Here is a 23077-nt window from a genome sequence, read left to right as displayed (position 1 = left end):
CTTAACTGGAATTAAAATAGAGGATTTCGGACCAATTCAAAAAGAGGAAGAAGAAAAAGATTATTTTAAATACCCTTCGCTCAAGTATGCGCGGGTAAATGAAAAATTCATTATAAAAAAATAGAACTTCGATATACCTGCTGTATTATTACAAATGATTGATTAAACGACGATCATGATAATGCAGCATTCCAAAGGGCAGCTACTTCATTCATCCTTGCAAGGTAGGATTAGGCAATGATCCGGTAGTATCGAATCTTTACGTCGCCTTCTAAATCCCTTATAATCCTACATATAAATTGCCTATTGCTGGAGGATCGAAATGGATCGATTTTTTAAAAAGAATAATCATGGAACCGGCATCACAAGAATAGAATCGAAAAACATAATAGTTCTCCCATATATATATTTTCTTTTCTCTCTCTTATTTGGATGTTGCGTGTCTACTAAATACCCAAACTCGGATCATTCCAACGGCAAACGTTTTTACAACCCAACCCAATTTGAAGAAAATGGAATATGGAGAACTTTAAAGCTTCTAGCCACAATTGATTTTGAAGAATGGCCAAAGAAGGTTCAAAATGAGAAAGCAAATCTAATTAAAAATCCATTATATAAAGATCAAATCGGGATCACTTTCATTAATCATGCGACTGTATTAATCCAATCCCGCGAGATAAACATTCTTACCGATCCGGTTTGGTCCGAAAGGATCAGCCCGGTGAGCTGGGTAGGAACAAAAAGAGTGAGAGAACCAGGTATTCAGATAGAGTATCTTCCTCCGATAGACCTGGTGGTTATCAGTCATAACCATTATGATCATCTAGACTTGGAAACTTTAAAAACGATTAATAGAAAATTCTCTCCCAAGTTTCTTGTTCCGTTGGGAGACAAGGAACTACTACAATCGGAAGGAATTTCTGATATATATGAGATGGATTGGTGGCAAACAATCAAAATAGAAAAGAAAGCAGAAGTAACGTTTGCTCCTACCCAACATCTTTCCGCAAGAGGAATATTCGATTTAAATCACAGTTTATGGGGTAGCTACATGATCAGAATAGGGAATAGACAAGTATATTTTGGCGGAGATGCTGCGTATTCTTCGCACTATAAAGAAATTAAAAGACGTTTAGGCGAGCCAGATATTTCCCTTTTACCGATCGGAGCTTATGAGCCTAGATGGTTTATGAGGCTAGTTCACATGAATCCTTCGGATGCAATTCAAGCTCATATGGATTTAGGTTCTAAACTTTCAATCGGAATACACTTTGGAACATTTCAACAAACAGAAGAAGCATTAAACGCACCTGTTGAAGAATTAAAGAAGGAATTACTTAAAGCCGGATTGAATTTAAGTAATTTCATAGTGCAAAAAGAAGGAATAGCACAGATTTATTAAATTTTCTAAATCGATTTAACGTCCGACAATTTCTGAACTTAGGGCAGGCACCCCAAGTACGATCGAAAAGTTATTTTGGCGCTGACGAAAGGAATCTGACGTATAATTCGCTCGCCTTTCCTGGTGATTCCATCATGGGCAGATGGCCCAGGTCAGCCAATATCATGAGCTGTGCATGCGGCATTTTCTGGCGCAACGTTTCAACACCCGAAACATCGAAGATGCTGTCTTTTTCTCCCCAGAGTATCAGCGAGGGTTGCTGTAACATGCTGATTTTTTGATCGAGTAAAAAGCGGTCACGTAGCTGTTCTTGCCAGATGCGCATATTTGATACTGAATTGTGTAAAGCACCTTGTTCTGCGGCGTAGATTACTGGGTAGGGCAGGAAGGGCCTTTGGGCAAAAAGCAATTTCATCATGACTTCAAATTCAGAAGAAGTTGCGACGACGAGTGGTGCTTTACCCGCTTCGATGAGATTATCCATTTGACTAAACTTTGCCGTGTGAATGCCGTGCGGGGCCCCGATAAACGCCACACTCAAGACTTGTTCAGGATAACGAATGGCATATAGTGCGGCAATCGTACCACCCATAGAGCTGCCAGCCAAATGCACTCGCTGCAGTCTAAGAGCGTCGAGTAATTTCTTGAGACGTTCGGTCTGGTGCGCATAGTCATAAATCTCGTCGGCTTTGCGATCGCTTTCGCCAAATGCGGGTAGGTCGGGAATTATAACGTGGTATTTGCCAGTCAGCGAACGCGCAAAATCTACCCAGTGATCTTTTTCGGCAAAGATGCCGTGCAACAGAACAATTGTATCGCCCTCGCCGCCCTCGAGAAAATGGATTGTATGATTTGCCGCAGTGATTTGCTTTGCTTTGAGGCCTGAGAGCGAACGGTTTAGCTTGAGCAAAGCGCCAAGAAAGATCATGGGAGTAGCATACCAGAGTAGCACCAAAAGCAGCAGCATTGATACTGCTAGCGCGACGAGTTTTTTCTTCATTGTGTATCTCCTCCAGTGCATACCATCAATGCTTCCTCACGAGACGCGCACCAATTCGCCGCATGGTGTTGGGAAAAAGCTGCAACGCCCGAACCACTAGCCGAGTGTACGCGCCTGGGATTATGAGGTACTGTTCCTTGCGAAGCCCTTTCAGAATGTCTGCTACGACAGTGTCGAGAGCGGTTCTAGGAATGGCGTTCGTGTGCCGCAAGTTCTCAGGTGTCCGGTATGAATCCAGCTCCGCTACCATTGGCGTCTCAAATTCGGCCGGGCAAACGAGGTGGACTTTGACACCCTCGCCTAGCATTTCGTAATAAAGGCAATCGGTAAAACCGACAAGCGCGTGTTTTGCGGAACCGTAAGCTGTGAAACCGAAGGTGCCCGTCAGCCCTGCGACCGAGGCGATATTGACCAATCTTCCTCCGCTGGCACGAAGGTGAGGCAAGACGGCACGTGCAACGTTAACCGCGCCAAAAAAATTGGTTGTGATCACCGCAGCGAAATCGTCTGGCGTAAGATCTTCGAACCTTCCTTCTAACATCACGCCCGCATTGTTGAACAAAGCGTCAATGCCACCACGATGCCGAGCAATTTCATCAATGACTTTGCAGGCTGCGATTGGATCGCTGACATCGAGGGGCCGAACCTCGATATCGACATTCGGATGCCTCCGACGAAGTTCTTGCGCAGCAAATTGGAGCTTCTCCGCTTTTCGCGATAGGAGTGTTAGGCGGGCCCCCTGTCCAGCGAGTGCCTCGGCAATAGCATAACCGAGACCAGTCGCCCCGCCAGTGATTACTATATGAAGTGATCGGAACATTGTTTTAAATACCTATGCCAAGAGGGATTTAAGGAATCCGGAAAACAGAACAAGAAAGCCGCCGAGCTCTCCGAGAACAACGAGCGTGACATAGCCGTGAACGCCAGCGCTATGAGCAACTCCAGGTGGTCGTTCGAGCATATTCTCTGTATTGTTAAGCCAGCCATGGACTGCGTAGATGAGCACAGCGGTCGTGAAGAAGGTGATAGCTGCAACCACGCTCGCTATGTTGACGGCAGACGACCAGGCGCTCAATTCGGCGAACTTGGCAAGAACGAGGCAGGCGAAGGAATACATAAGCGCGCTGCGATGGCAGATATCGACATAGGCAGGCGCCTTCCCTTTTGGCGAGCTAACCATCTTGCGGTATTTCCAAATTCCTGTTACGAGCCCAACAGTGAAAAACCCACCGCAACTCAATATTGCAATCAAGACTGCATTCGACATCACTCCCCCTAGTCTATATAGCGATCACCGCACTAAAAGAATTGGCTACAGATAGTGACCAAGCTCTGTCTCGTTAATTCAGCGAACCTTGAATATATAGAAATCTTACTTTTTTCTAGATTTAACTGGAACCCAAAACTCTGGCGTGTAAAGTATTTTTTATGATCATTGATCATGTTTTAAAAAATAGTTACTAAACCTTGCTTTTCTTGGAATTAGAGATTCCCAACAGTAAGGATTTTAAAATTGCAGCAGAGAAGATTCAGGCTTTAGAAAAAGAAGTCACAATTCAAAAAAAGTAAAAGGACATATAAAAAAACTTCGGGCATCACACTTTAAATCCATTAAAGATAGCCTTCACATTCTATCTAAATTTAAACTTTACGGCTTTTTTGTTTTTCCTTTTTCAAGGATAACTCTTGAAAGCTTTTCAATCGCAGTTTCAGAATATTTTTACATTCGTTTATGACAAAATTAGCGTATTTTTTATCTATCTCCATAGAGAACCGTACTATCGTTCCCAAGGTATGACTGAAATATAAAGCAAATGGTTTGACATCGTTTTCCTTCAAACCAGGCAAACATCGCATTATCGTCTTCACAATTAGGTCGGCATTACGAAAACTATCTTTATTATCTTCCGCAATCAAATCTGGCATTGCTTGTGCCCCGGCCCATAAATTAGAGAGCGCTGTCTCATTACGGAACAATTCAACATATTGACCCATAGCCTTTTCAGCAGCAATTTCTAGTTCCTTAATATTACGGACCGGTTCTAAAATAGATTTCGTTTGCTCGTAAAGCAAATCATAATATTGCCGCATGATAGCTAATAAAACGGCTTCCTTTCCTCCGAAATATTGATATAGAGAGCCGATTTGCACTTCCGCCAAATTCGCGATTTCTCTCATGCTAACCGAGTCAATCCCTCTTTCTCCAATCAGTTTTTTGGCAATATTTAAAATGAGTTCGACTCTCTCCTTGCTTCGAGATTGCACTGGGGCTCGAAATTCTTTTTTCATATTAGACAAATAATGCTTAAATCCGCGAAGGACTACTTTTTTAATTAGGAAAGGATTTTTTATTTGACCAAAGTATCTTAATCAATCTCATGACCTAACATGATCAATGATCATTTTAGGAAGAACGTCCCATGACAAGAGAAACCGTTTTTAAAAAACAATTTACGGATAATTCTGATTCGTATTGCATCATTGGAGCAGGACCGGCCGGGTTATCAATGGCGCGTTCTTTTAAATCCAAAGGAGTATCTTTTAAAGTTTTTGAAAGATATAAAGACGTCGGTGGGATATGGGATATGGAAAACCCTGGATCCCCTATGTACGAAAGCGCACATTTCATATCATCGAAATATTTGTCGGGTTATATGAACTTCCCTATGCCGGATAATTACCCTGACTATCCTTCTTGGAAACAGATTCTTGAATATCATAGAAATTTCGCTAAAGAATATAATCTATATGAACATATAACGTTTAACACTGGGGTACAAAATATTGAGCAAGTCGAATCCGGTTGGTTGGTCGAATTGGATAATGGGGAACAGAGACTGTTTAAAGGAATAGTCTGCGCAAGTGGAATTACTTGGGCTCCCAATATACCGCAATTAGTGGGCCAAGATAGTTTTTCCGGGAAAATCATACACAGTGTTGATTATCGAAATTATTCGCTATTCCAAGGAAAACGCGTACTTATAGTAGGAGCAGGAAATTCTGGATGCGATATCGCTTGCGATGCCGGCACTGCTGCAGAACAAGCCTTTATTAGTGTTAGAAGGGGATATTATTTTATCCCGAAGCATATATTCGGTCAACCTGCGGATGTATTTGGAGACGGAGCTCATTGGATACCGAATGGATTTTCTCAATGGATTCTGGCAAAATTGCTAAATGTTTTAGTGGGAAATCTTGAAAAATTAGGTCTGCCAAAGCCTGATCACAAGCTCTTTGAAACGCACCCCATTATTAATGACCAACTATTGCATAATCTCCGTCACGGTGACGTGATAGCCAAAGGTGAAATTTTAAGAATTAATAATGAATTCGTAGAATTCAAAGATGGTAGCCGCGAAAAAATCGATCTGATCGTCTTGGCTACTGGTTATAATTGGTCCATTCCGTATATGAATGAAAAATACTTCGAATGGAGAGATGGACGCCCAGAACTCTACCTAAATCTCTTTAATCGTAATTATGAAAATCTTTTTGCGATCGGATATATGGAAACAGACGGTGGTGCTTACAAGATGTTCGATGACATGACTAATTTAATCTCCTGCTATATAGTTGCGAAATCCGAAAACAACTATTCGGCGAAGAAATTTGAAAAATTGATCAAGAAGGATCGACCTCTTTTAAACGGTGGGATTCGATATTTAGATACACCTAGGCACTCGGTCTATGTAAATCAAATAGCGTATAAAAAATATCGAACCAAAATCCAACGCAAACTCGGCTGGCCAGAATTGCGGGCAGGCTCATTTTCTCAATTGCTAACAAAATAGGACTTAGAGTCGCAATATTTAATGACACGGAAACAAACAATACGTAGTTCTTTTTAATCTTTAGCAGGATTCAAGTATTAAATCAATTAGGATTGGATATAACTGATCTAATTCATTTCTACAACGTTTAAGAAACTTATAATAATAAGTTCGAATACTTCCAATATTTCTGTCATGCTCTTCGCTTTCTTTGACCTGTTTATCCGTAGGTGGATTTTGTTCTTTAGACTCCGGCGAGTATTTGCCATTTCTATTCATCTTTACCTTCTCCTCTTTTGGAGCGAAAAAAGTGTCTACTTTCACGTTACTAGGCCCAAAATAATAGGCTCAGATTCGCTCGTAACAGTTGGAGTAAGAATGGAGTCCACAACCAAGTAGCAGAAGGAAACCATCTAGTCCTTAAGACTGCCTTCGCTCTCTTACCGGAGAGGAAAGGATCTCTATTCGAACAAAATCCGCATCTTCTTGCTGAAAATATAATGCTGCAGGAAGACCATATCATCCGGATTCGAATCGAAGAAGTTCACGCCTAACTGGTATTTACCATTTCCGACTTCTAAAAATCGAACTACCTCTCCTCTTAAGACCAAATTTCTTTCAGAGATCGGAATGAACATTTTGATGATATTATGCTGCTTTAAATAATTAAAAGTCCGTCCATCTTCGATTTCGAACAAAAGTCCGTTCATGCTGATGTCAAGGATACGAGTTACTGCTTTTTCATTTCGGAAGTTTTCTTGGCGAATATACACTTTGGTTAATGCATAAGTAAGAATATCCCCCAACTCTTCTATATACAATGCTTGTTGCTGTACGATAGAAAATTTATCCATCGCAGTAGAGAATACTTTTACATAACCGATTGGATCGTTAAACAAACGAATTGGAGTAACTATATAAGAAATTAAGAAATTACGAACTTCTTCCTTCTGGAGTTCTCTAAAGAATTCATCCGCCTTTGCCTGTCCTCTGGTTTGGATCAGACTCAGATATTCATCTCGGAAATTGGCCAGATACGGATCCTTCTCCTCTCCAATATAACTTTTAATTAAGGAACAATCCGGAACATAGATGGACCGATTATATTTTTTGACGAAGTCTCCGAAAAACCCTCCGTCATTTCCAGGCCCAAAAAATACGATCTCATAATCCTTGGAAATCCCCAGAATATATTCAGTAACCATTAAATTGATCAATTTAAGACTAGGATTATCCTTTTTGATCTCTTTCATTAAATGAAAAAATCTTTGTTCTACGCTTAGATTTTTTCCAAGTTCTCTTTCTCCGCCGCTCAAGGAGCGATAGAGGATCACATAATTCATGAAAAGGTCGTCAACAGCCACCCTGAGGTTTTTACGGAACGCGGCGGCCTGTAACTCAGAAGGGATCTTGACCCTTACATGGTCTTCCCAAAAATCGAGAAGCACTACTTCGAATTGATAAAGTATATTCAGAATTTCGAAACTGATTTTCGCTCTTAATATTCCTTTGGGCTGGAGATAAGGAACGTATAGGACAAGAGTGTCTTCGCTTACTTCTTCAACGACGGAAGTAAGCTTCTCTCCTTCATAGTCGAAGGGGAACTCTCTTTGATCCGCTTTCAAACTATAGAATAGATGTTTAACCAGATTGATATCGGACCCGATGATTGTTTCTCCAAACATCGTTTCTAAAATCGTAATCAGTTCTTGGAGTGTATCCGATCGTCCTACAGCCATAGTGGTCCAGGTAAAATTTTCCCTTATCTTTATTTTCGACTTCGGGACTTTAGGAATCCAGTGCAGTCTTTCGGAAATCGGAGCATTCTTCTTTTTTTCGTAAATGAGACATATACGAGTATTTTCCGGAAGGAAATTGTTCGGGGGATTTTTATGCATCTGCCGAAAAATAAACCATGGCAGAGAACAAGTCCGAACTGAATCCAGAACTTTTCGATATGATGCGTCGTGGGCAACTTTCCGCGAATAAAATCCTCAACTTGATTTCACTCAGAGAACTTGTGGATAAATTCGCTTCCAAGCCGTTTTTGGAAGAGGAAAAACTCCAAGAGATCAAGGCGCGCACTGGAGTAGAGCCGGACATTCTTACTTGGGGTGATTATTTCCAAACCGAGATTGCTTCCCGCTATTTTGATAAAGCTGATTCTGAATTTTCTAAGATCGTAGACACTATCCGTTTCGATTTGATCTCCGCTCATCTGATCTTTTCCGATAAACCCGACTATTTCGTGGACTCTGTTAGAGGCCAGGCTCTTGTTTCCAAGTCGATCGATAGTAGCTTCTGGACTTTAGAAGACGAAGAGAATGTTCATTTAGAAATTTTATTAGATTATTATGACCAAATGGGTATCGGAGAAAAACCTCTTTCTATTTCCGATAGAGTTTGGTATGAAAGTTTCGAATTAAAACAGGAAGCTGTTTAATGGCATTAGTTGATTCAGAAACAGTAGAACTTTCTTCCGAATCCAGAATAGAAATTCTTTATCTGAACAACCCGGAAACCAAGAATTCCATGACTGTTGCCATGGGTCTGGAGTTCCAAGCACAAATAGAAAGGCTTAAAAAAAATCCTCCTAGAGCAGTTGTTATCACTGGGAAGAACGATATCTTCTCCGCAGGCGGCAATTTTGAATTATTAAAATCTTTCGCCGAGAAGTCTTTTGAAACGAACAAAAAAGAAATGTTCGAATTTTATAATCTATTCTTAACCGTTAGAGATCTGAACGTTCCAGTAATCTGCGCCGCGAATGGTCATGCGATCGGTGCAGGTCTTTCTATTACTCTCGCTTGTGACCTAAGAGTTTTTGCGGACGAAGGAAAATACCAATTCAATTTCGTGAAACTAGGGATCCATCCAGGAATGGGATCCAGTTATCTCGCTAAGGAATTATTCGGAATGGAAACCGCAAACAGGCTTTTATTCTTAGCAGAAACAGTAAGCGGTAAAGAAGCTCATTCCTTAGGAATTTGTTATGATTCAGTTCCGAAAGCGGAAGTTTTACAAAGAGCAACAGAGATCGCAATTTCTCTGAGCGAGAGCGCTCCTATGGCACTCAGTGAATTAAAAAAGAATATTTACGATCGTGAAAAACTGAATGCTGCATTACGTAAAGAAGCGGAATCTCAAGCGCTCAATTTCCTTTCCCAGGATTTTAAAGAAACGATCAAGTCTATCGAAGAAAAAAGAAAGCCTGTTTTCAAAGGGCGTTAATGAGTTAACAGGCTCGCGGATTGTATTGACAAATTACAAATTCTTCAATAAGGGTTTTAATTCCAAAAGTATCTGTTCTTCCGGGATTGCCAAATCCAGTTTATCCACTTTTTTAGGAATTCTTCCGGAAGAAACATCGTCTCCTAATGCTTTGATCTTAGTTAAGATCCCTTGATCCGTACAATTAGAAATAGAAATGATATTTGGGACTTCTTTTCCCCAAGAAAATTTTAGTCCGGGAGAATCTACGAAGAAGGATTCAGTAATCCCATCCCCTTCTTTGTCTATCATCGTATAAACTGTGGAGTCACCTGTGACAACTGTGACCTTCTTCCCTTTTAAAAAACGATCCACTTTGATCCGGGTGTTTGTCATGTCCCGGTTCCAAATATAATAGTATAATTTATCTATCTGAGAATCTATCAATCGATCAATAGCAGTTTTAAAAAGTTGTCCGTATTTTTTTCCGACTTCTTCTTCTCCTTTTATGAGGCCGTCTACTTCTCTTGGAGTGGTAGAATGGAGATAGAAATCAGGAAGTCCGTTGGAATGATTCGTATAAAATATCTGTTCTTTTCTATCGCCAGGATAAGGATTCGAATCTGCGGAAGTATTATGCAAAAAACCTAATAGGAATTTTTTCCTTTCCTGAGTTTTAGATTTTTGTTCTTCGAATCTTGCTCTAAGAGAACTCGTTTTTGGAGAATCTTTTCCGTAAATACGTTCCGTCCTCGAATATTCCGCATAGGCAGCCTTCTCCGCCGCATAAGACTTCAGAAGTTCATCATCATATTTTAATAGAAGATCAAATTCCTTATTCTTCTCTTCCGGCTCTGCAGAAGTTCCCGGAGTATTATTCGGTTTGTTTGTTTCCGCCTGGTTTGGTTCTGTTTTAGAAGAAGGTTTGGTTCTTTCCGATTCCGGTAATTTATAATATTCTTGTTCCAGGTCTTTTAGTCTGGTGAATTTATAAATCTTATTTAAATAATCCTTTTCCTTATCCTTTATCTGAGCTGGATCGTCAAACCCATCCTTTAAAAGAGTAAGTTGTCCTCTATCAATGATGAGTAACGTGGCCTCAGAAGTATCTCGATTCAGATTTCTTTCCGGAAGCGCCTTACCTTCTTTATCTACCAATTGAATATAATGAAATGCTACACGATCTGTGCGGAAATCGTTGATATTTGTTACATCAGGAGAATTTTGCAGATCGGGAGCTGCGGATAGTATGAGCCCGGAGATCAAAAGAATAAAAACGACTAATAGTGTACGTTTGGACCCGGACATGTCTTTAATACTATCGGCTCCGAAATGGGTCAAAACAACCCTTTCGTCCAGTTAATTTAGAGAGAAAACTCCGGAATACCGGATAAATCTCAGGGCTGTCTTGTGTGAGCAGAAGAGAGCAAATAGCTTAAACCGAGCAGATCTCCCACTTCTCCGCCTAACTTGTATTCGATCCGATTTAGGTCAGGATAGTTTTCGAATAAGGTTCTTTCCGTCGCTAAGAATGCGGAAGATAATAGGCCCAATTTTTTACGCTCTATCTCTGCAGACTTTTGTTCTTCTGTCATCTGACTTGCGTAAGTATAATCGATCCTGAATTTCATATCGGAAAGTAGATTTTCCAATGTGGATTTTCTCAGATCCAAGATCAATACATCTCCTCTTTTCCAGATAGAGATCACTGAGTCCTGCAAGTTCGGAAGTTTTTTCAGGTTTCTATATTGTGCAGAAGCATTTGGAACAGTAGGATCGAAATAACTAGACTCGCCCGCTTCTCCAATTAAAGTCAGAACATCATGTCTGAAATCTTCGCCCGTTAAGAGGACCTTTCTTTTTACTGGGAATACCTCGCCTTCTCCATCTGAACCGTATATTACGATTTCCTTTCTAGGATCTAAGTTAGGTAGATCATATAATGTAAATGGAACGAGTAGTTTTAATGGATTTTTTCCTGCGAGAATGAAACCGGTTAAGAATAATAATACGATGATCCAAGAATAAGTTAAGAATAAAATTCTTTTGGATTCTTTGGAATCGGCTGCTCTCGTTGCTAATTCAAAAACCCAAGTATAGAAAGTATCCAAATGAGAGAGGAAGCGATTCCAAATTTCCTTAATCTTTTGCAAGTTCATACGCTCTCACACCTTCTAATATACTTTTGGCCAATTTTACTTGGTGAGTTTTATCAGCCAATACCTCTGATTCCTTATTATGGGTGAGGTAACCCATTTCGACTAGGATTGCAGGCATCAAACTTCCCCTAAGCACGGAAAAGTCCGCTTTCTTCACTCCTCTAGACAATATCTTTGGACCAAGGTTTTTTTTCATCTCGGATTCGACACTTCTTGCAAGAAGGCGGCTTCTTCTTTGGATCATAGAGGACATCATTCCAGCCTGGATTTTCCCGTAGGAGGTCCCGTTTTTTTTGCCGGAAATCCCATTTTCGAATAATGAGACTTCTCTTGCAGTCTCTGTACTCGGGGTCTGGGATAAATAATACACTTCGAATCCGTTCACATCGGAAGAAATCGAAGCATTACAGTGCAAACTTACGAATAAAACCGAGCCGCCTTTTTGGGTCTCTCGATTCGCAATCTCTGACCTTCTCTCTAATTCAATAAATGAATCATTGGACCTGGTCAGGATCACTCTAACTTCAGGATAAACCTTGTTCAGGAATTTTTTCAGGAAGCGAGCCACTTGTAGAGAAACTAACTTTTCCTGGGTCCCTTTATCTGAAGAAGTCCCCGGATCTTTTCCACCATGTCCCGCATCCACTATGATAGCGGAAAGTTTTAATCTTTCTGCTTTAGGCAATAGATCGAATATAAGTTCGTCTTCTTTAAATTCGTAACTTACGTCTCCGGGTAATAGGCGTACAAAGATCGCCTCGACCAGGTCTGGAGGAAGTAAGAAATCTTTCTCTTTATAGACCACTGGTAAATTCGTTTTTTCTAAACTACCATTGATTGCATAAAAGGAAGCACCGATCCGAAATCGGATCTCACCGGAGGCATGAGAGATAGAGCCTACTAATGTAGCAGACTCAAATTTGGATTGTAGTCCAGGGATCTTTTTACGGATCTCCTCGAAGGAAACGTATCCGCTCTTGCCGATGGTCTGTATTTTGGACTCGGCAAAAACGGGCGCGCTAAAAAGTAGAAAGAATCCTAACCCCCAAAGAAGGATTTGATCCTTGTCCAAATTGATCCCTTCTTCTTGTCTGAAGATCTTTTAGAATCGTTTATATCGAATAAGTTACGTTTGCTCTTATCGTAATTCGATTTCTGTTTTTTATTCTCGTGATTTTGATGATTTGGAGAATGTTGTTTTTGGAAATCGGAACGTTGTTTTCCTTTCTTCTGGTTCTGGTTTTTCTGATTTCTATCTTTACGAGCGCCATTAGAACCGAATACACTGTCCGCTTTTTGTAAAAACTCTTGGGCTTCTTGGATAGCTGCTTCCGGTCTTTTTTTGTGGCCGCCGTTCTGCTTTCTATTTCCAGAATCTCTATTGAAATCTTTTTTGCGATCTCCAGATTCTTTGTTCCAGGTTTTTTCCCCTCTTTGGTTCCCACCGCTGTTACCGTTACGTTGGAAATCACTTCTTTGTTTTTTAGGACCTCTGTCGCCTCTTCCTTGGTTTCTGTTCCCATTTCTTTCGACAGGAGCATTATCAAATGCATCTCCACCTACGAAAACTTGGAACTCACCGGCAGGGAATGTAAGCGCTTCTTCGTGAACAGGCAGAACATCTATCTTTTGTTTCAGATATTTTTCGATCTTCTCCAATTCAACATAATCGGACTCGGAGCAGAAGCTGATCGACTTACCAACTCTTCCTGCTCTTGCAGTTCTTCCGATCCTATGCACATAGTTCTCAGTATCCTGAGGAAGATCGAAATTGAAAACTACTTCGATATTCTCCACGTCGATACCGCGGCTTGCAACATCGGTTGCGACCATAAACTTGAACTTTCCGGATTTAAAATCCCTCATCAATCTAAGTCTTTTTTTCTGATCTAAGTCGGAAGAAATCCCTGTGATAGGAATTCCGAACTTTCTGAGAGAATTGACTATTTTAGGAATATTCGCTTTAAAATTTGTGAATATAATTCCTTGTCCTTCTAGTTCTTCAGCCAGAATGGAGTTCACCATATAAGGTAACTTCTCCTCTCTTCCTAAATGAACCAGTTTTTGATCTATTCTTTCTGTGATCAGTTTATCGGGATTGATCTGGATCTCCACAGGCTCGTTCATAAAACGATATGCAAGACGCATAACTTCGACCGAAAGAGTTGCAGAGAAAAGTAAAGTTTGTTTTCTATTCTTACATTTATGAAGAAGCCAACGTATATCGTAGATGAAACCCATATCCAACATACGATCCGCTTCGTCCAAAATGAAGAACTCGACCTTTTCAAGATCGGCACTTCCACTTCTTGCGAGGTCGATCAATCTTCCCGGAGTTGCAACGATAAGACCGTTGAGTCCGTTTAGATCTCTGTTCTGGACTTTATAGTCCGTTCCACCGATAATAGGGACAACTCTATAGTCCGTATGTTTCAGTAACTTTTCGGCTTCTTCCGAAATTTGGATCACTAACTCTCTAGTAGGAGCAAGGATCAGAGTACTGACTCCTTGTATTCCTCTTGTCAAGATGGAGTGAATGGTAGGCACCAAGAATGCCACAGTCTTACCGGTTCCAGTTTGTGCTAAACCGGTTACATCCCTACCTTCTATTCCGGGAGGGATTGCTTTTTCTTGTATAGGAGTGAGCTCAGTAAATCCTGCTTCTTGGATTGCTTTTTGCAGGTTAGGCTCTAGATTTAATTCTTCGAATTTCATATTTTTTTAATCGCGATTGAGTGGAATGTGTCGGCGTAGCAGGAGAGGTTTGCGTAGCGAACAAAGAGCCGATGTGTCAGGTATTTGCCTTTCCATCCCTTGTCTCTATTAGGGTGGTATGACATTGGTTTCCTATATACCGTGACGAGACCGTACATTTTCAACATTTTTTTCAGAGAATCGGGTGAGTAATCCCAAAAATGGTCCGACGGATGAGTACGAAACCATTCTTCAGGATTGGTTTGAAAAGAAGGTCCATTCAATGAAGGAAGACCTAAGAATAATAGCCCGCCCGGCTTTAACAATTTGTTGATCCTCTCGAAAACAAGCTCCGCATTTGGAAAATGTTCTATTACAAAAAACGCACAGACCGCATCGAAAGTTTCTTTGGGAAAAATAGAATCATCTAAGAACGAACCGGATATAACATCCAAACCTAATTTATCTTTGGAGTATTCCGCTTCGCCTACCGAAAGTTCCAGACCTTTAACTTTGTATCCCTTCTTCTCCGCTTCGGATAAGAAGAAGCCAGCGGCAGATCCTATCTCGAAAAGAGTTTTACCTTTCGGATCTTGAAATGCGCTCATCATTTCTAAACGTGCCTTAGCTAAATTTCTAAGCTGAGGTTCGTCTTCGTAGTAGGTCTTTTTGTACTGATTCTTGTATTCTTCCTGAAAATAGGAATCTTCGTAATCCCTTTCCTTTGCCAATTTATAGAAATGGACCCCCGTGCGACGGCATACCATATAGGCTTCCGGATATTCTGGGTGAGGTTCCAATTCAAGTATTGAGGACATGCTTGCCTACAAGAAGCTTGTCATAAAGACTCCCCTACGTAAAGGAAAATCCCCGGACCTGGAACGAAATACGTGCTTGAAAAAACGAGAAACCATCCAGGAATAGAAGAGAAACGGGAAAAGGAAGCCCTCATAGAATGAGCATACTCGAAAAAATCAAATCCCTTGGGTTGGAACTCCCACCGGCACCTAAGGCGATTGCCGCTTATATACCTGCCATACAAACAGGAAATCTGGTATTCACTTCCGGCCAATTACCCATGAAAGATGGCAAGCTTATGCTTACAGGGACTTTGGGCGCCGGACTTTCGATTGATGACGTGAAGGCCGCTGCGGAACAAGCAGCATTGAACGGTCTTGCAGCGATCGCGGGAGTGATCGGTGATTTGGATAAAGTAAAGAGTATCGTGAAGATAGGAGTATTCGTGGCCTCCAGCCCCGATTTTACCGAACAACATCTAGTCGCAAATCATGCATCCAATCTGCTATTAAGTATTTTTGGAGAAGCAGGACGTCATGCGCGCTTTGCTGTGGGAAATTCCGCCCTTCCTTTAGGAGCTCCGTTAGAAGTGGAAATGACGGTTTCTCTAGGATGATCAAAAACCTGCTCAGAGATCTAAGTTTAGCTTTGCCAGCAACACCAGTTGTGCTAAACGGGTGGAAAAGATTTCTTTCCCAACTTTTAGGAAGATTTATAGAATTCTATTCTGAAAAAAGCGGAAAGGAAAAGTTGATCTTCGTTTTGGCATTACTTCAGTTATTCTTTAGCTTAGGAAGTTGGATCAATTACTCCATTAATCTAGGAGTAGAGTCAGGGCAGGACCTGATCTCTAAGTTAGGTAGCTTTTTCGGAATAGAACCTATCCGTAGCGGCTTAGAAGAAGTGAATGTAAGGACTGCAGCAAATATATTTTTCATCATTCCTTGCTTTTTGACATTTTTCTTTGGCGGTTTCTGGAGAAGTGAGTGGGTCGGCAAAACGATAGTTATCCTCCAAGGATTTTCTGGGATATTATTACTGCTTGGGGTCTTATTGCCGGACGTATTCTTCGTGAGTTTTATCAGAGACCAGGACTATTATTATAATTTCAACTTTTATGCGTTCTGTTCTTTTTGGGCGTTAACCACAATCTCTTCCCTAACATTATGGAATTCTAAAATTTAAGTTAGTTTGATGGATACTTTAGATTGGGACTCCATCAGACATCCTCTCTATCTCACACTTAAGGTTACGTTTTTTTCCACATTCTTCGCAGCCTTATTCGGGATATTTTTCGCATATTGGATGTCCAAACTCCGATTTTTCGGGAGAGCATTTGCAGATGCAGTATTAACCTTACCTATGGTCCTTCCACCAACTGTGCTTGGATATTATCTATTAGTAGTATTCGGCAAAAGAGGACTAATAGGTCATTTTCTAGCGGAACAATTCCAATATTCTATATTATTTAATCTGCATGGAGCAGTTTTAGCTTCTACAATCGTATCCTTTCCTTTGATTTATAGATCCGCAAAAGCAGCTTTCGAAGATTTGGATCCTGAATACGAAGAGATCTCTCTCACCTTGGGAAAATCTACATGGGAAACTTTTCTAAAAGTTACACTCCCACTTTCCTGGAGAGGAATTCTAGCAGGATCCATGATGGCCTATGCAAGAGGAATGGGGGAATTCGGGGCCACATTAATGATCGCAGGAAATATTCCTGAGAAAACACAAACCATCGCACTTGCAATTTATGATTCAGTCCAATCCGGAAAAGACGAGTTTTCTCTGGTCCTTGTGTTCGTTGCATCTATCACTTGCGTATTGGTATTGACAATTTCAGGGATCTTACTTAAAAAATCTCATTGGTAGGAATTATTAAACGAAATGATTAAAAAATTATATATTTTACTCCCCGCCTTATTTCTACTCATCCAATCTTCTTCCTACTCACAAGAGAAGGAAAAGGAGATCACCATCTCTGCCGCTTCTAGCTTAACCGATGTGTTAAAAGAACTTGGGACCACATTCAAACAAAAAACAGGGATCAAAGCGGTATTCAATTTCGGATCTTCCGGAAGTTTATACCAGCAAATAGAAAAAGGTGCCCCGGTAGATGTTTTCATCTCTGCAGACCAAGACATCGTAGATAAAGGGATCAAATCAGAAGTTTTAGAATCTTCTTCAAAAGTGATCTTACTCAAAAATACTTTGGTACTCATCCAACCTAAGAGCAGCGAGCTTAAGATCAAAAAATTAGAAGACCTTAAATCACCTGAAATCAAAAAGATCGCGATCGGAAATCCAAATTCTGTTCCTGCTGGAAAATATGCTGAAGAAGTTCTGGCCAAGAATAACTTAAACATTTCTCTGAAAGAAAAATTTATCCCTGCAGAAAACGTGAGACAGGTCTTAGATTATGTGGGAAGAGAAGAAGTGGAAGTCGGATTTGTATACGTTACTGATGCAGCGATCGCAGAATCCAAAGTTAAGATCGCTCTTACATTAAGCAGACACAAACCGATCTTATATCCTGGAATTTTAGCAACCGGGACCAAAAATTCAGCGGAAGCAAAATCCTTCTTGGAATTCTTAAAAAAATCTCCAGAAGCCAAAGAAACATTTCTAAAATATAAATTTATACTTCCTTAATGTCTTTAACCGTAGATATCCAAAAAAAACTATTTGATGGAAATCGAAAATTCGAGCTGGATGTCCGGTTTGAATTTTCGGGAGAATTCCAAGTATTATACGGTCCATCCGGAGCAGGAAAAAGTCTCACCTTACGCGCATTAGCCGGACTCTTAAAACCGGATTCAGGGAGAATATCTTTTGCAAATACTGTCTATTTCGATTCTTCTTCCAAAAAATATATTCCACCTCAAAAAAGGAATCTAGGCTATGTTCCTCAAAGTTATGGACTATTTCCTCACCTCACTGTCCGAAAGAATATAGAATTCGGATTAAACAAATTCTTTCGAGTTACGACGAGTAAAAGAGATAAAGAAACGGTTTCTTATCTAATGAATTTATTCGAGATAGAAGAAACTTCTGAAAGTTATCCGAAACACCTTTCGGGCGGCCAAAAACAAAGAGTAGCGATCGCAAGAGCGCTTGCAAGAGACCCTAAAATTTTACTTTTAGATGAACCATTTGCGGCGCTTCATACGGACCTAAGGCAGAAGATGAGAGAAGAATTAAAAAGTTTAAGAAAGAAGATAGCAATGCCCATTCTTCTAATCTCTCATGATCCGAAGGACCTGGAATATTTTGGGACTTCTCCTCTTTATATGGAAGATGGAAAGATAATCAGCAATCTTTCTTAATAGTCGAATATCCCAAGATCCATTTTAGCTTCTTCGGAAGCCATTGCCCTTGGGTCCCATTTAGGTGTCCAAACCACTTCTACATCTACAGAGTTGATACCTTCGACTCTAAGAGCATTGTCTTGGATATCCTTTTTCATTTGAGGACCTGCGGGACAAGCCATAGAAGTATAAGTCATTTCGATCCTGGCTTTATCACCTTCTACCTGGATCTTATAGATCAGACCTAACTCCGCTACGGAAATCCCTATCTCCGGATCTTCCACCCGATGGATCTCAGCGTAGACCCTTTTTTCGATCTCTTGAGTTGGTTGTTCTAATAATTGCATCTAACAATTAGTCTATCCGAACTGCTGCTTCGTGTAAAGAATTTTAAGAACTCTTTTCTTTTCCCTCAGAACGGATTTAAAAATGGAGCGATTAAGCCTATGATCAAGATCAACCAATTCGGGACTTTCAAAAAAACCATTAAAGCAAACAATGAGCAAAATACGAAAAGATCGTAAGCAGAATATATGGAAGAAGTCAAAACAGGAGTGCAGAATGCGGACAATAAAATTCCCAAAGCGGAAAACTGGATCGCATCTATCACAGTTCTCATTTTGGGATAATTTCGTATTTTCTCCCAAAGAGGAAAGAATCCAAAGACCAAAAGAAAAGAAGGAAGAAATATAAAAGTGGTAGAAAGGATTGTCCCACCGGGACCGGAGATCATGTAACCTATATAGGAGGCAAAAGTAAACAATGGACCAGGCATGGCTTGGGCAGCACCGTATCCTGCTAAAAATTCTTCTTTTCCGATCCAACCTTGTCTTACTACTTCATTTTCCAGCAAAGGGAGGACCACATGTCCTCCACCAAAAACCAAAGCGCCGGATCTATAAAACGAATCTACAATTCCGAATGACAATGAACCGGTAAACGACCTTAATAAAGGTAATAATAAAAGAAGGAGCAAAAAAGACCCTAAGGACCAAAATGCGATCTTTTTCGGAATCGAAAAAGAAACGGAAACATAAGGAAGATCCGATTCTTCTTTAAATAGAAAATATCCGATGGCGGCTCCGATCAAAATTACGATCAGCTGAGTAAATGCGCCCGAAAAAACTAAAGCAATAATCGCAGAACCTATAACCATATAGATCTTATAAGGATGGCTCTTCGAATTTTTCCACATTGTCAAAATTGCGTGTGCAACGACTGAAGCTGCGACTAATTTTAAACCATGGATCCATTTTAGATCCGGAACTATATTCGATTTTAATAAAATTGCAAAACCGATCATCAATAAGATAGAAGGAAGGGTAAATCCGATCCAAGCTAAACATCCAGCTTTCCAACCGGAACGCAAAGTACCGATACAGATCCCCAATTGACTACTTGCAGGGCCGGGAAGAAATTGGCAAACCGCCAACAGTTCTTTATAAATTTCCTCGGAAATCCATTTCCTTCGAATTACGAATTCTTGATAGAAATAAGCTAAGTGTGCAGTGGGCCCTCCAAAAGAGATCATGCCCAGTTTCAAAAAAGTGAAAAATACTTCTTTCATTCGGAAGTAAAATTTTGGCCCAGCGTGTCGACTCCGCAAGACCTTTCTGAAAATTTAATCTGCTACTGGGATCCAAATTTCCAATCCGCCCATCCCGGTGATCGGATTAAATTCTTTACCGTATCTTTCTAGATTCGCACCTTCGAAAGGTCTTACTCCAGAATCAGGAAACCATTTGCCTGCTGCAGCAAAAGTCGCTCTGATCCCAGCGATATGACCTTTATGAGTGAATACCGCGTATTTCTGAGATGGTATTTTTAATACCTGAAACTCCTTTGGTAATCCGGTAGAATTGGAAACTTCTACACCGCACATATAATCGAAGTTTCCTTCCGCATCGAAATTATAACAAACTCCGTAAGCGGCATCTCCGACTTGAGAAGGAATGTTTCCGAGATAAGCTCCGAAACTTTGCCATTGGTTTGGGATTCCTGCAGGCATCTGGCAATCATAATGTTCTACAATACCTGCAAACATTCTGGGCGGGATAGTTTCGAATCTGGGTGGATCGATTTTAGGAATTGGTTCTGCGTTCAAGGTGATAGCCTCCACTAAGTTCACATTACCAAGATGACCCTGGGACTTGAGCTGTTCCGGAGTAATTGAAAATTGATCCCTAAAAGCTCGAGTAAATGCTTCGTGAGATCCATAACCAATATCCAAAGCTTTATCTTTTACTCTTGCTTGATAGTTCTTGCGATCCGAAAATTTTTTTATCTTTTTGGATATAATTTAAAACCCAGCTTTTTAGCCACAGATCTGAATTTTTCATCCATAGAACAAAGGATTAGATCGTCAGAGATGGACTTTCGGATATGTAATGCTGTGGCAAGATGAGTTGCATCCAAGGATTTAAGTTCTAAAACATCCTTGTTCTTTCGGATCTCTGTTCGAATATCATCATCCAGATTTTTCAAATTGATTTGAGAAATAAATTCTCCCAAAAATTTTTCCGAATCTTTGAACCAATTTTTAGGCAAATGTTTGCCTTCTTTAGAATAGGTGAAATGTAAACTTCTAAAACTTTCTATCTCAAGTAAGATAGAACCAAACTTGAGATCCGATCTGTTAAAATAATCCAAATGATCTTCGTAACCGGCCTCTGCATAAAGAATATTTAATAGAAGACTAGTATCTATATATAAGACCATTTAATCCCTGTCCGCTCGGTAAGCCTCCTTCCAAGCTGTAGAGACTTTGGTTTTCATTCCAGCATTTAACAATAAAGATTTTGGAATATTGATTCCTTTCTGATTTTTAGCAGGAATAATAGAATTAGAAGCGACTGCTTCTTCTAAATATTGTTTGGTGAGATCCGATTTTTGGTCGAATTTTTTGATCTCTGCGATAGGATGATTTCTGTCCAAAATGAGAACGGTCTCCCCGCCTCGCACAAAGTCCAGAAAACTGCTCAGATTATTTTTAAGATCTTTGATCCCTACCGCTCTCATGCCTTAATTGTAGCCACCGGAGCTACCTAAGTCAAGCCCTTTTGGCCAATTTCCTTACTTTCCGATCGCCTTTTCTAAAGTATTCCAAGCAAGTGTCGCACATTTAATACGTGCCGGAATCTTCTTTACCGCTTCCATAGATTCTAGATCTTCATAGTCCTCCGAAAAATTCGGGAGCTTATCTTCTAAAAGCATTCCTTTAAATTCATGTATAAGTGATTTTGCTTCTGAGATTGTCTTACCGTAAAGGCTATCGGTCAGCATAGAAGCGGAAGCTTGAGAGATAGAACAACCCTTCCCAACAAAACTGATCTCAGAGATAATATCTCCGTTCAATTTTAGGAATAGTTCTACTTCGTCACCACAGAGAGGATTGACCCCTTCTTGATGGAGATCGGAGTGTTCCATCTTTCCATGATGTCTTGGATTTTGGTAATGATCGAGTAGTACTTCTTGGTAAAGACTATCGCTTAAGGACACGGCCGAAAATCTCCTTCACTTTCTTTAGACCTACCAAAAGAGAATCTACGTCTTCTTTGGTATTATAAAGATAGAAAGAAGCGCGGCAGGTGCCTGCGATCCCTTTGAAGTCCATAAACGGTTGGGCGCAATGATGTCCCACTCGGATTGCGATCCCTTCTTCGTCCAAAATGGAACCTACGTCGTGAGGATGGACTCCAGGGAAATTGAAGGAGATCACTCCACCTCTTTTACTTAGATCGTTTGTTCCATAAAGTTCCAAACCACCGAAATCTTCTAATCGATCTAAAGCATATTGTAGGAGCTCCAACTCGTGGTTTCTGATTTCCTGCATTCCTATAGATTCCAAATATTCCAGAGCAGCTCCAAATCCGATGACTCCGGAAATATTCGGGGTTCCGGCTTCTAATCTCGCAGGAAGATCCGCGTAAGTAGATTTATCCTTCCAGACCTTGGAGATCATATCTCCCCCTCCCATCCAAGGAGGCATCGTATCTAAGATCTCTTCCTTAGCATAAAGGATCCCAACACCGGTTGGTCCAAGCATCTTATGAGCTGAAAATGCATAAAAATCAAAATCTTCTTTTTGAACGTTTGTAGGAAGATGACAGATCCCTTGAGCACCGTCTATCAGCACTTTTGCTCCGACTTCTCTTGCTCTACGAACGATCGCGGAAAGATCATGAATAGTTCCTGTTACATTGGACATCTGAGCAAGAGCGACTAACTTTACTCTTTCGGTAATGATTTCGTCTAGATTACTAAGATCCAGAGTTGAATCTTGGTTGAGAGGAATAAATTTTAGGACTGCTTGTTTTTCCTGAGCCAACATCTGCCAAGGAACCAAATTAGAATGGTGCTCTAATTCGGTGAGAACGATCTCATCACCTTCGTGGATATTGGTGCGTCCCCAAGACTGCGCGACTAAGTTAATGGATTCGGTAGTATTACGAGTAAATATAACTACTTTAGCGCAAGCAGCTCCAATGAATCGGGAAGTTTTAATACGAGCCATCTCATATTTTTCGGTGGCCTTTTGGGAAAGATAATACACTCCACGGTGAATGTTCGCATTCTCCGCTTCATAATATTTACGAATAGTATCTATAACAGATTTAGGCTTTTGAGAACTGGCGGCGCTATCCAGAAACACCAAGGGCTTGCCATTCATCTGAGTAGATAGAATCGGAAAATCTCCGCGTATCTTTTCGAGATCAAAACTCAAAGCTTCTGTT

26 protein-coding genes and 1 pseudogene are annotated in these 23077 nt (G+C 40.5%); 10 read left to right on the top strand and 17 right to left on the bottom strand.

The window, feature by feature from the left end:
- The first annotated feature begins 439 nt into the window (after positions 1–439).
- Positions 440–1402 (top strand): MBL fold metallo-hydrolase, encoded by a 963-nt coding sequence (locus tag CH352_RS02430; RefSeq protein WP_243396270.1) that lies wholly within the window; start codon positions 440–442, stop codon positions 1400–1402.
- 70 nt (positions 1403–1472) lie between these two features.
- Here CH352_RS02430 and CH352_RS02425 read toward each other — a convergent pair whose 3' ends face one another.
- From CH352_RS02425 to CH352_RS02410, 4 genes are all read right to left on the bottom strand, one after another.
- A complete protein-coding gene (locus CH352_RS02425) occupies positions 1473–2402 on the bottom strand; it encodes an alpha/beta fold hydrolase (protein ID WP_100706335.1) in 930 nt (309 codons plus the stop codon).
- Positions 2403–2427: 25 nt separating this feature from the next.
- Positions 2428–3222 carry an SDR family NAD(P)-dependent oxidoreductase gene (locus tag CH352_RS02420; RefSeq protein ID WP_100706336.1) on the bottom strand — a complete coding sequence of 265 codons (795 nt, stop codon included), beginning with the start codon at positions 3220–3222 and terminating at the stop codon, positions 2428–2430.
- A gap of 12 nt (positions 3223–3234) precedes the next feature.
- On the bottom strand, positions 3235–3669 hold the full coding sequence (locus CH352_RS02415) for a hypothetical protein (RefSeq protein WP_100706337.1): 435 nt from the start codon (positions 3667–3669) through the stop codon (positions 3235–3237).
- A 374-nt stretch (positions 3670–4043) separates the two neighbouring features.
- Complete coding sequence (locus CH352_RS02410) at positions 4044–4691, bottom strand: TetR/AcrR family transcriptional regulator (protein ID WP_100706338.1); 648 nt, start codon at positions 4689–4691, stop codon at positions 4044–4046.
- A 131-nt stretch (positions 4692–4822) separates the two neighbouring features.
- Here CH352_RS02410 and CH352_RS02405 point away from each other — a divergent pair, with 131 nt between their 5' ends.
- A complete protein-coding gene (locus CH352_RS02405) occupies positions 4823–6193 on the top strand; it encodes a flavin-containing monooxygenase (protein WP_100706339.1) in 1371 nt (456 codons plus the stop codon).
- Positions 6194–6522: 329 nt separating this feature from the next.
- A pseudogene (locus CH352_RS19235) lies at positions 6523–6609 on the top strand (transposase); the annotation flags it as partial.
- A 24-nt stretch (positions 6610–6633) separates the two neighbouring features.
- Here CH352_RS19235 and CH352_RS02390 read toward each other — a convergent pair.
- Positions 6634–7911 carry a PilZ domain-containing protein gene (locus CH352_RS02390; RefSeq protein WP_100706579.1) on the bottom strand — a complete coding sequence of 426 codons (1278 nt, stop codon included), beginning with the start codon at positions 7909–7911 and terminating at the stop codon, positions 6634–6636.
- 176 nt (positions 7912–8087) lie between these two features.
- Here CH352_RS02390 and CH352_RS02385 point away from each other — a divergent pair, with 176 nt between their 5' ends.
- Both CH352_RS02385 and CH352_RS02380 read left to right on the top strand, forming a co-directional pair.
- Entirely contained in the window at positions 8088–8615 is a 528-nt protein-coding gene (locus tag CH352_RS02385) for a hypothetical protein (protein ID WP_100706341.1), read from the top strand.
- Complete coding sequence (locus CH352_RS02380; protein ID WP_100706342.1) at positions 8615–9403, top strand: enoyl-CoA hydratase/isomerase family protein; 789 nt, start codon at positions 8615–8617, stop codon at positions 9401–9403. Before CH352_RS02385 ends, CH352_RS02380 begins: the two co-directional genes overlap by 1 nt.
- Before the next feature lie 33 nt (positions 9404–9436).
- Here CH352_RS02380 and CH352_RS02375 read toward each other — a convergent pair whose 3' ends face one another.
- The 5 genes from CH352_RS02375 to CH352_RS02355 form a co-directional block, all read right to left on the bottom strand.
- Entirely contained in the window at positions 9437–10690 is a 1254-nt protein-coding gene (locus CH352_RS02375; protein WP_100706343.1) for a hypothetical protein, read from the bottom strand.
- Positions 10691–10779: 89 nt separating this feature from the next.
- On the bottom strand, positions 10780–11541 hold the full coding sequence (locus CH352_RS02370; protein WP_100706344.1) for an LIC_10740 family protein: 762 nt from the start codon (positions 11539–11541) through the stop codon (positions 10780–10782).
- Positions 11522–12613 carry an N-acetylmuramoyl-L-alanine amidase family protein gene (locus tag CH352_RS02365; RefSeq protein ID WP_100706345.1) on the bottom strand — a complete coding sequence of 364 codons (1092 nt, stop codon included), beginning with the start codon at positions 12611–12613 and terminating at the stop codon, positions 11522–11524. Before CH352_RS02365 ends, CH352_RS02370 begins: the two co-directional genes overlap by 20 nt.
- The gene (locus CH352_RS02360; RefSeq protein WP_100706346.1) at positions 12580–14256 is read right to left on the bottom strand and encodes a DEAD/DEAH box helicase; all 1677 of its coding nucleotides are present in this window, start codon (positions 14254–14256) and stop codon (positions 12580–12582) included. Before CH352_RS02360 ends, CH352_RS02365 begins: the two co-directional genes overlap by 34 nt.
- Entirely contained in the window at positions 14253–15053 is an 801-nt protein-coding gene (locus tag CH352_RS02355) for a class I SAM-dependent methyltransferase (protein ID WP_100706347.1), read from the bottom strand. The genes CH352_RS02360 and CH352_RS02355 overlap by 4 nt, the downstream gene beginning before the upstream one ends.
- Positions 15054–15190: 137 nt before the next feature.
- On the opposite strand from CH352_RS02355, the gene CH352_RS02350 reads away from it, so the two are divergent.
- The 5 genes from CH352_RS02350 to CH352_RS02330 are packed head-to-tail and all read left to right on the top strand — an operon-like array spanning position 15191 to position 18362.
- Positions 15191–15649, top strand: a complete 459-nt coding sequence (locus CH352_RS02350) for a RidA family protein (protein WP_100706348.1) — start codon at positions 15191–15193, stop codon at positions 15647–15649.
- Complete coding sequence (locus CH352_RS02345) at positions 15646–16218, top strand: hypothetical protein (RefSeq protein WP_100706349.1); 573 nt, start codon at positions 15646–15648, stop codon at positions 16216–16218. The genes CH352_RS02350 and CH352_RS02345 overlap by 4 nt, the downstream gene beginning before the upstream one ends.
- Before the next feature lie 9 nt (positions 16219–16227).
- Positions 16228–16908, top strand: a complete 681-nt coding sequence (modB, locus tag CH352_RS02340; RefSeq protein ID WP_100706350.1) for a molybdate ABC transporter permease subunit — start codon at positions 16228–16230, stop codon at positions 16906–16908.
- Positions 16909–16923: 15 nt separating this feature from the next.
- Positions 16924–17688: a molybdate ABC transporter substrate-binding protein gene (gene modA, locus CH352_RS02335; RefSeq protein WP_100706351.1), complete on the top strand. Its 765-nt coding sequence runs from the start codon at positions 16924–16926 to the stop codon at positions 17686–17688.
- On the top strand, positions 17688–18362 hold the full coding sequence (locus CH352_RS02330) for an ATP-binding cassette domain-containing protein (RefSeq protein WP_100706352.1): 675 nt from the start codon (positions 17688–17690) through the stop codon (positions 18360–18362). The genes modA and CH352_RS02330 overlap by 1 nt, the downstream gene beginning before the upstream one ends.
- On the opposite strand, the gene CH352_RS02325 is transcribed toward CH352_RS02330, so the two are convergent.
- The 7 genes from CH352_RS02325 to CH352_RS02295 form a co-directional block, all read right to left on the bottom strand.
- Positions 18359–18691, bottom strand: a complete 333-nt coding sequence (locus tag CH352_RS02325; RefSeq protein WP_100706353.1) for a metal-sulfur cluster assembly factor — start codon at positions 18689–18691, stop codon at positions 18359–18361. The genes CH352_RS02330 and CH352_RS02325 overlap by 4 nt on opposite strands.
- A gap of 65 nt (positions 18692–18756) precedes the next feature.
- The gene (gene chrA / locus CH352_RS02320; RefSeq protein ID WP_100706354.1) at positions 18757–19911 is read right to left on the bottom strand and encodes a chromate efflux transporter; all 1155 of its coding nucleotides are present in this window, start codon (positions 19909–19911) and stop codon (positions 18757–18759) included.
- 54 nt (positions 19912–19965) lie between these two features.
- Entirely contained in the window at positions 19966–20574 is a 609-nt protein-coding gene (locus CH352_RS02315; RefSeq protein ID WP_243396274.1) for a GyrI-like domain-containing protein, read from the bottom strand.
- A 50-nt stretch (positions 20575–20624) separates the two neighbouring features.
- Positions 20625–21062 carry a PIN domain-containing protein gene (locus tag CH352_RS02310; protein WP_100706355.1) on the bottom strand — a complete coding sequence of 146 codons (438 nt, stop codon included), beginning with the start codon at positions 21060–21062 and terminating at the stop codon, positions 20625–20627.
- Entirely contained in the window at positions 21063–21362 is a 300-nt protein-coding gene (locus tag CH352_RS02305) for a type II toxin-antitoxin system Phd/YefM family antitoxin (protein ID WP_100706356.1), read from the bottom strand.
- A 54-nt stretch (positions 21363–21416) separates the two neighbouring features.
- Positions 21417–21842: a Fe-S cluster assembly sulfur transfer protein SufU gene (gene sufU, locus CH352_RS02300; protein WP_100706357.1), complete on the bottom strand. Its 426-nt coding sequence runs from the start codon at positions 21840–21842 to the stop codon at positions 21417–21419.
- Complete coding sequence (locus CH352_RS02295) at positions 21826–23067, bottom strand: cysteine desulfurase (RefSeq protein WP_100706358.1); 1242 nt, start codon at positions 23065–23067, stop codon at positions 21826–21828. Before CH352_RS02295 ends, sufU begins: the two co-directional genes overlap by 17 nt.
- Positions 23068–23077 lie beyond the last annotated feature (10 nt).

The organism is Leptospira hartskeerlii (genome assembly GCF_002811475.1).
Taxonomy (GTDB): Bacteria; Spirochaetota; Leptospiria; order Leptospirales; family Leptospiraceae; genus Leptospira_B; species Leptospira_B hartskeerlii.
This window is presented reverse-complemented; position numbering and strand designations above follow the sequence as displayed.

Excerpts from the sequence above, each read along its gene's own strand:
- CH352_RS02325 (WP_100706353.1), bottom strand. The coding sequence starts at position 18,691 with ATGCAATTATTAGAACAACCAACTCAAGAGATCGAAAAAAGGGTCTAC.
- CH352_RS02425 (WP_100706335.1), bottom strand. The coding sequence starts at position 2,402 with ATGAAGAAAAAACTCGTCGCGCTAGCAGTATCAATGCTGCTGCTTTTG.
- CH352_RS02305 (WP_100706356.1), bottom strand. The coding sequence starts at position 21,362 with ATGAGAGCGGTAGGGATCAAAGATCTTAAAAATAATCTGAGCAGTTTT.
- CH352_RS02390 (WP_100706579.1), bottom strand. The coding sequence starts at position 7,911 with ATGGCTGTAGGACGATCGGATACACTCCAAGAACTGATTACGATTTTA.
- CH352_RS02380 (WP_100706342.1), top strand. The coding sequence starts at position 8,615 with ATGGCATTAGTTGATTCAGAAACAGTAGAACTTTCTTCCGAATCCAGA.
- CH352_RS02350 (WP_100706348.1), top strand. The coding sequence starts at position 15,191 with ATGAGCATACTCGAAAAAATCAAATCCCTTGGGTTGGAACTCCCACCG.
- CH352_RS02375 (WP_100706343.1), bottom strand. The coding sequence starts at position 10,690 with ATGTCCGGGTCCAAACGTACACTATTAGTCGTTTTTATTCTTTTGATC.
- CH352_RS02360 (WP_100706346.1), bottom strand. The coding sequence starts at position 14,256 with ATGAAATTCGAAGAATTAAATCTAGAGCCTAACCTGCAAAAAGCAATC.
- chrA (WP_100706354.1), bottom strand. The coding sequence starts at position 19,911 with ATGAAAGAAGTATTTTTCACTTTTTTGAAACTGGGCATGATCTCTTTT.
- CH352_RS02355 (WP_100706347.1), bottom strand. The coding sequence starts at position 15,053 with ATGTCCTCAATACTTGAATTGGAACCTCACCCAGAATATCCGGAAGCC.
- CH352_RS02370 (WP_100706344.1), bottom strand. The coding sequence starts at position 11,541 with ATGAACTTGCAAAAGATTAAGGAAATTTGGAATCGCTTCCTCTCTCAT.
- modA (WP_100706351.1), top strand. The coding sequence starts at position 16,924 with ATGATTAAAAAATTATATATTTTACTCCCCGCCTTATTTCTACTCATC.
- modB (WP_100706350.1), top strand. The coding sequence starts at position 16,228 with ATGGATACTTTAGATTGGGACTCCATCAGACATCCTCTCTATCTCACA.
- CH352_RS02330 (WP_100706352.1), top strand. The coding sequence starts at position 17,688 with ATGTCTTTAACCGTAGATATCCAAAAAAAACTATTTGATGGAAATCGA.
- CH352_RS02410 (WP_100706338.1), bottom strand. The coding sequence starts at position 4,691 with ATGAAAAAAGAATTTCGAGCCCCAGTGCAATCTCGAAGCAAGGAGAGA.
- CH352_RS02415 (WP_100706337.1), bottom strand. The coding sequence starts at position 3,669 with ATGTCGAATGCAGTCTTGATTGCAATATTGAGTTGCGGTGGGTTTTTC.
- CH352_RS02405 (WP_100706339.1), top strand. The coding sequence starts at position 4,823 with ATGACAAGAGAAACCGTTTTTAAAAAACAATTTACGGATAATTCTGAT.
- CH352_RS02420 (WP_100706336.1), bottom strand. The coding sequence starts at position 3,222 with ATGTTCCGATCACTTCATATAGTAATCACTGGCGGGGCGACTGGTCTC.
- CH352_RS02385 (WP_100706341.1), top strand. The coding sequence starts at position 8,088 with ATGGCAGAGAACAAGTCCGAACTGAATCCAGAACTTTTCGATATGATG.
- CH352_RS02345 (WP_100706349.1), top strand. The coding sequence starts at position 15,646 with ATGATCAAAAACCTGCTCAGAGATCTAAGTTTAGCTTTGCCAGCAACA.
- CH352_RS02310 (WP_100706355.1), bottom strand. The coding sequence starts at position 21,062 with ATGGTCTTATATATAGATACTAGTCTTCTATTAAATATTCTTTATGCA.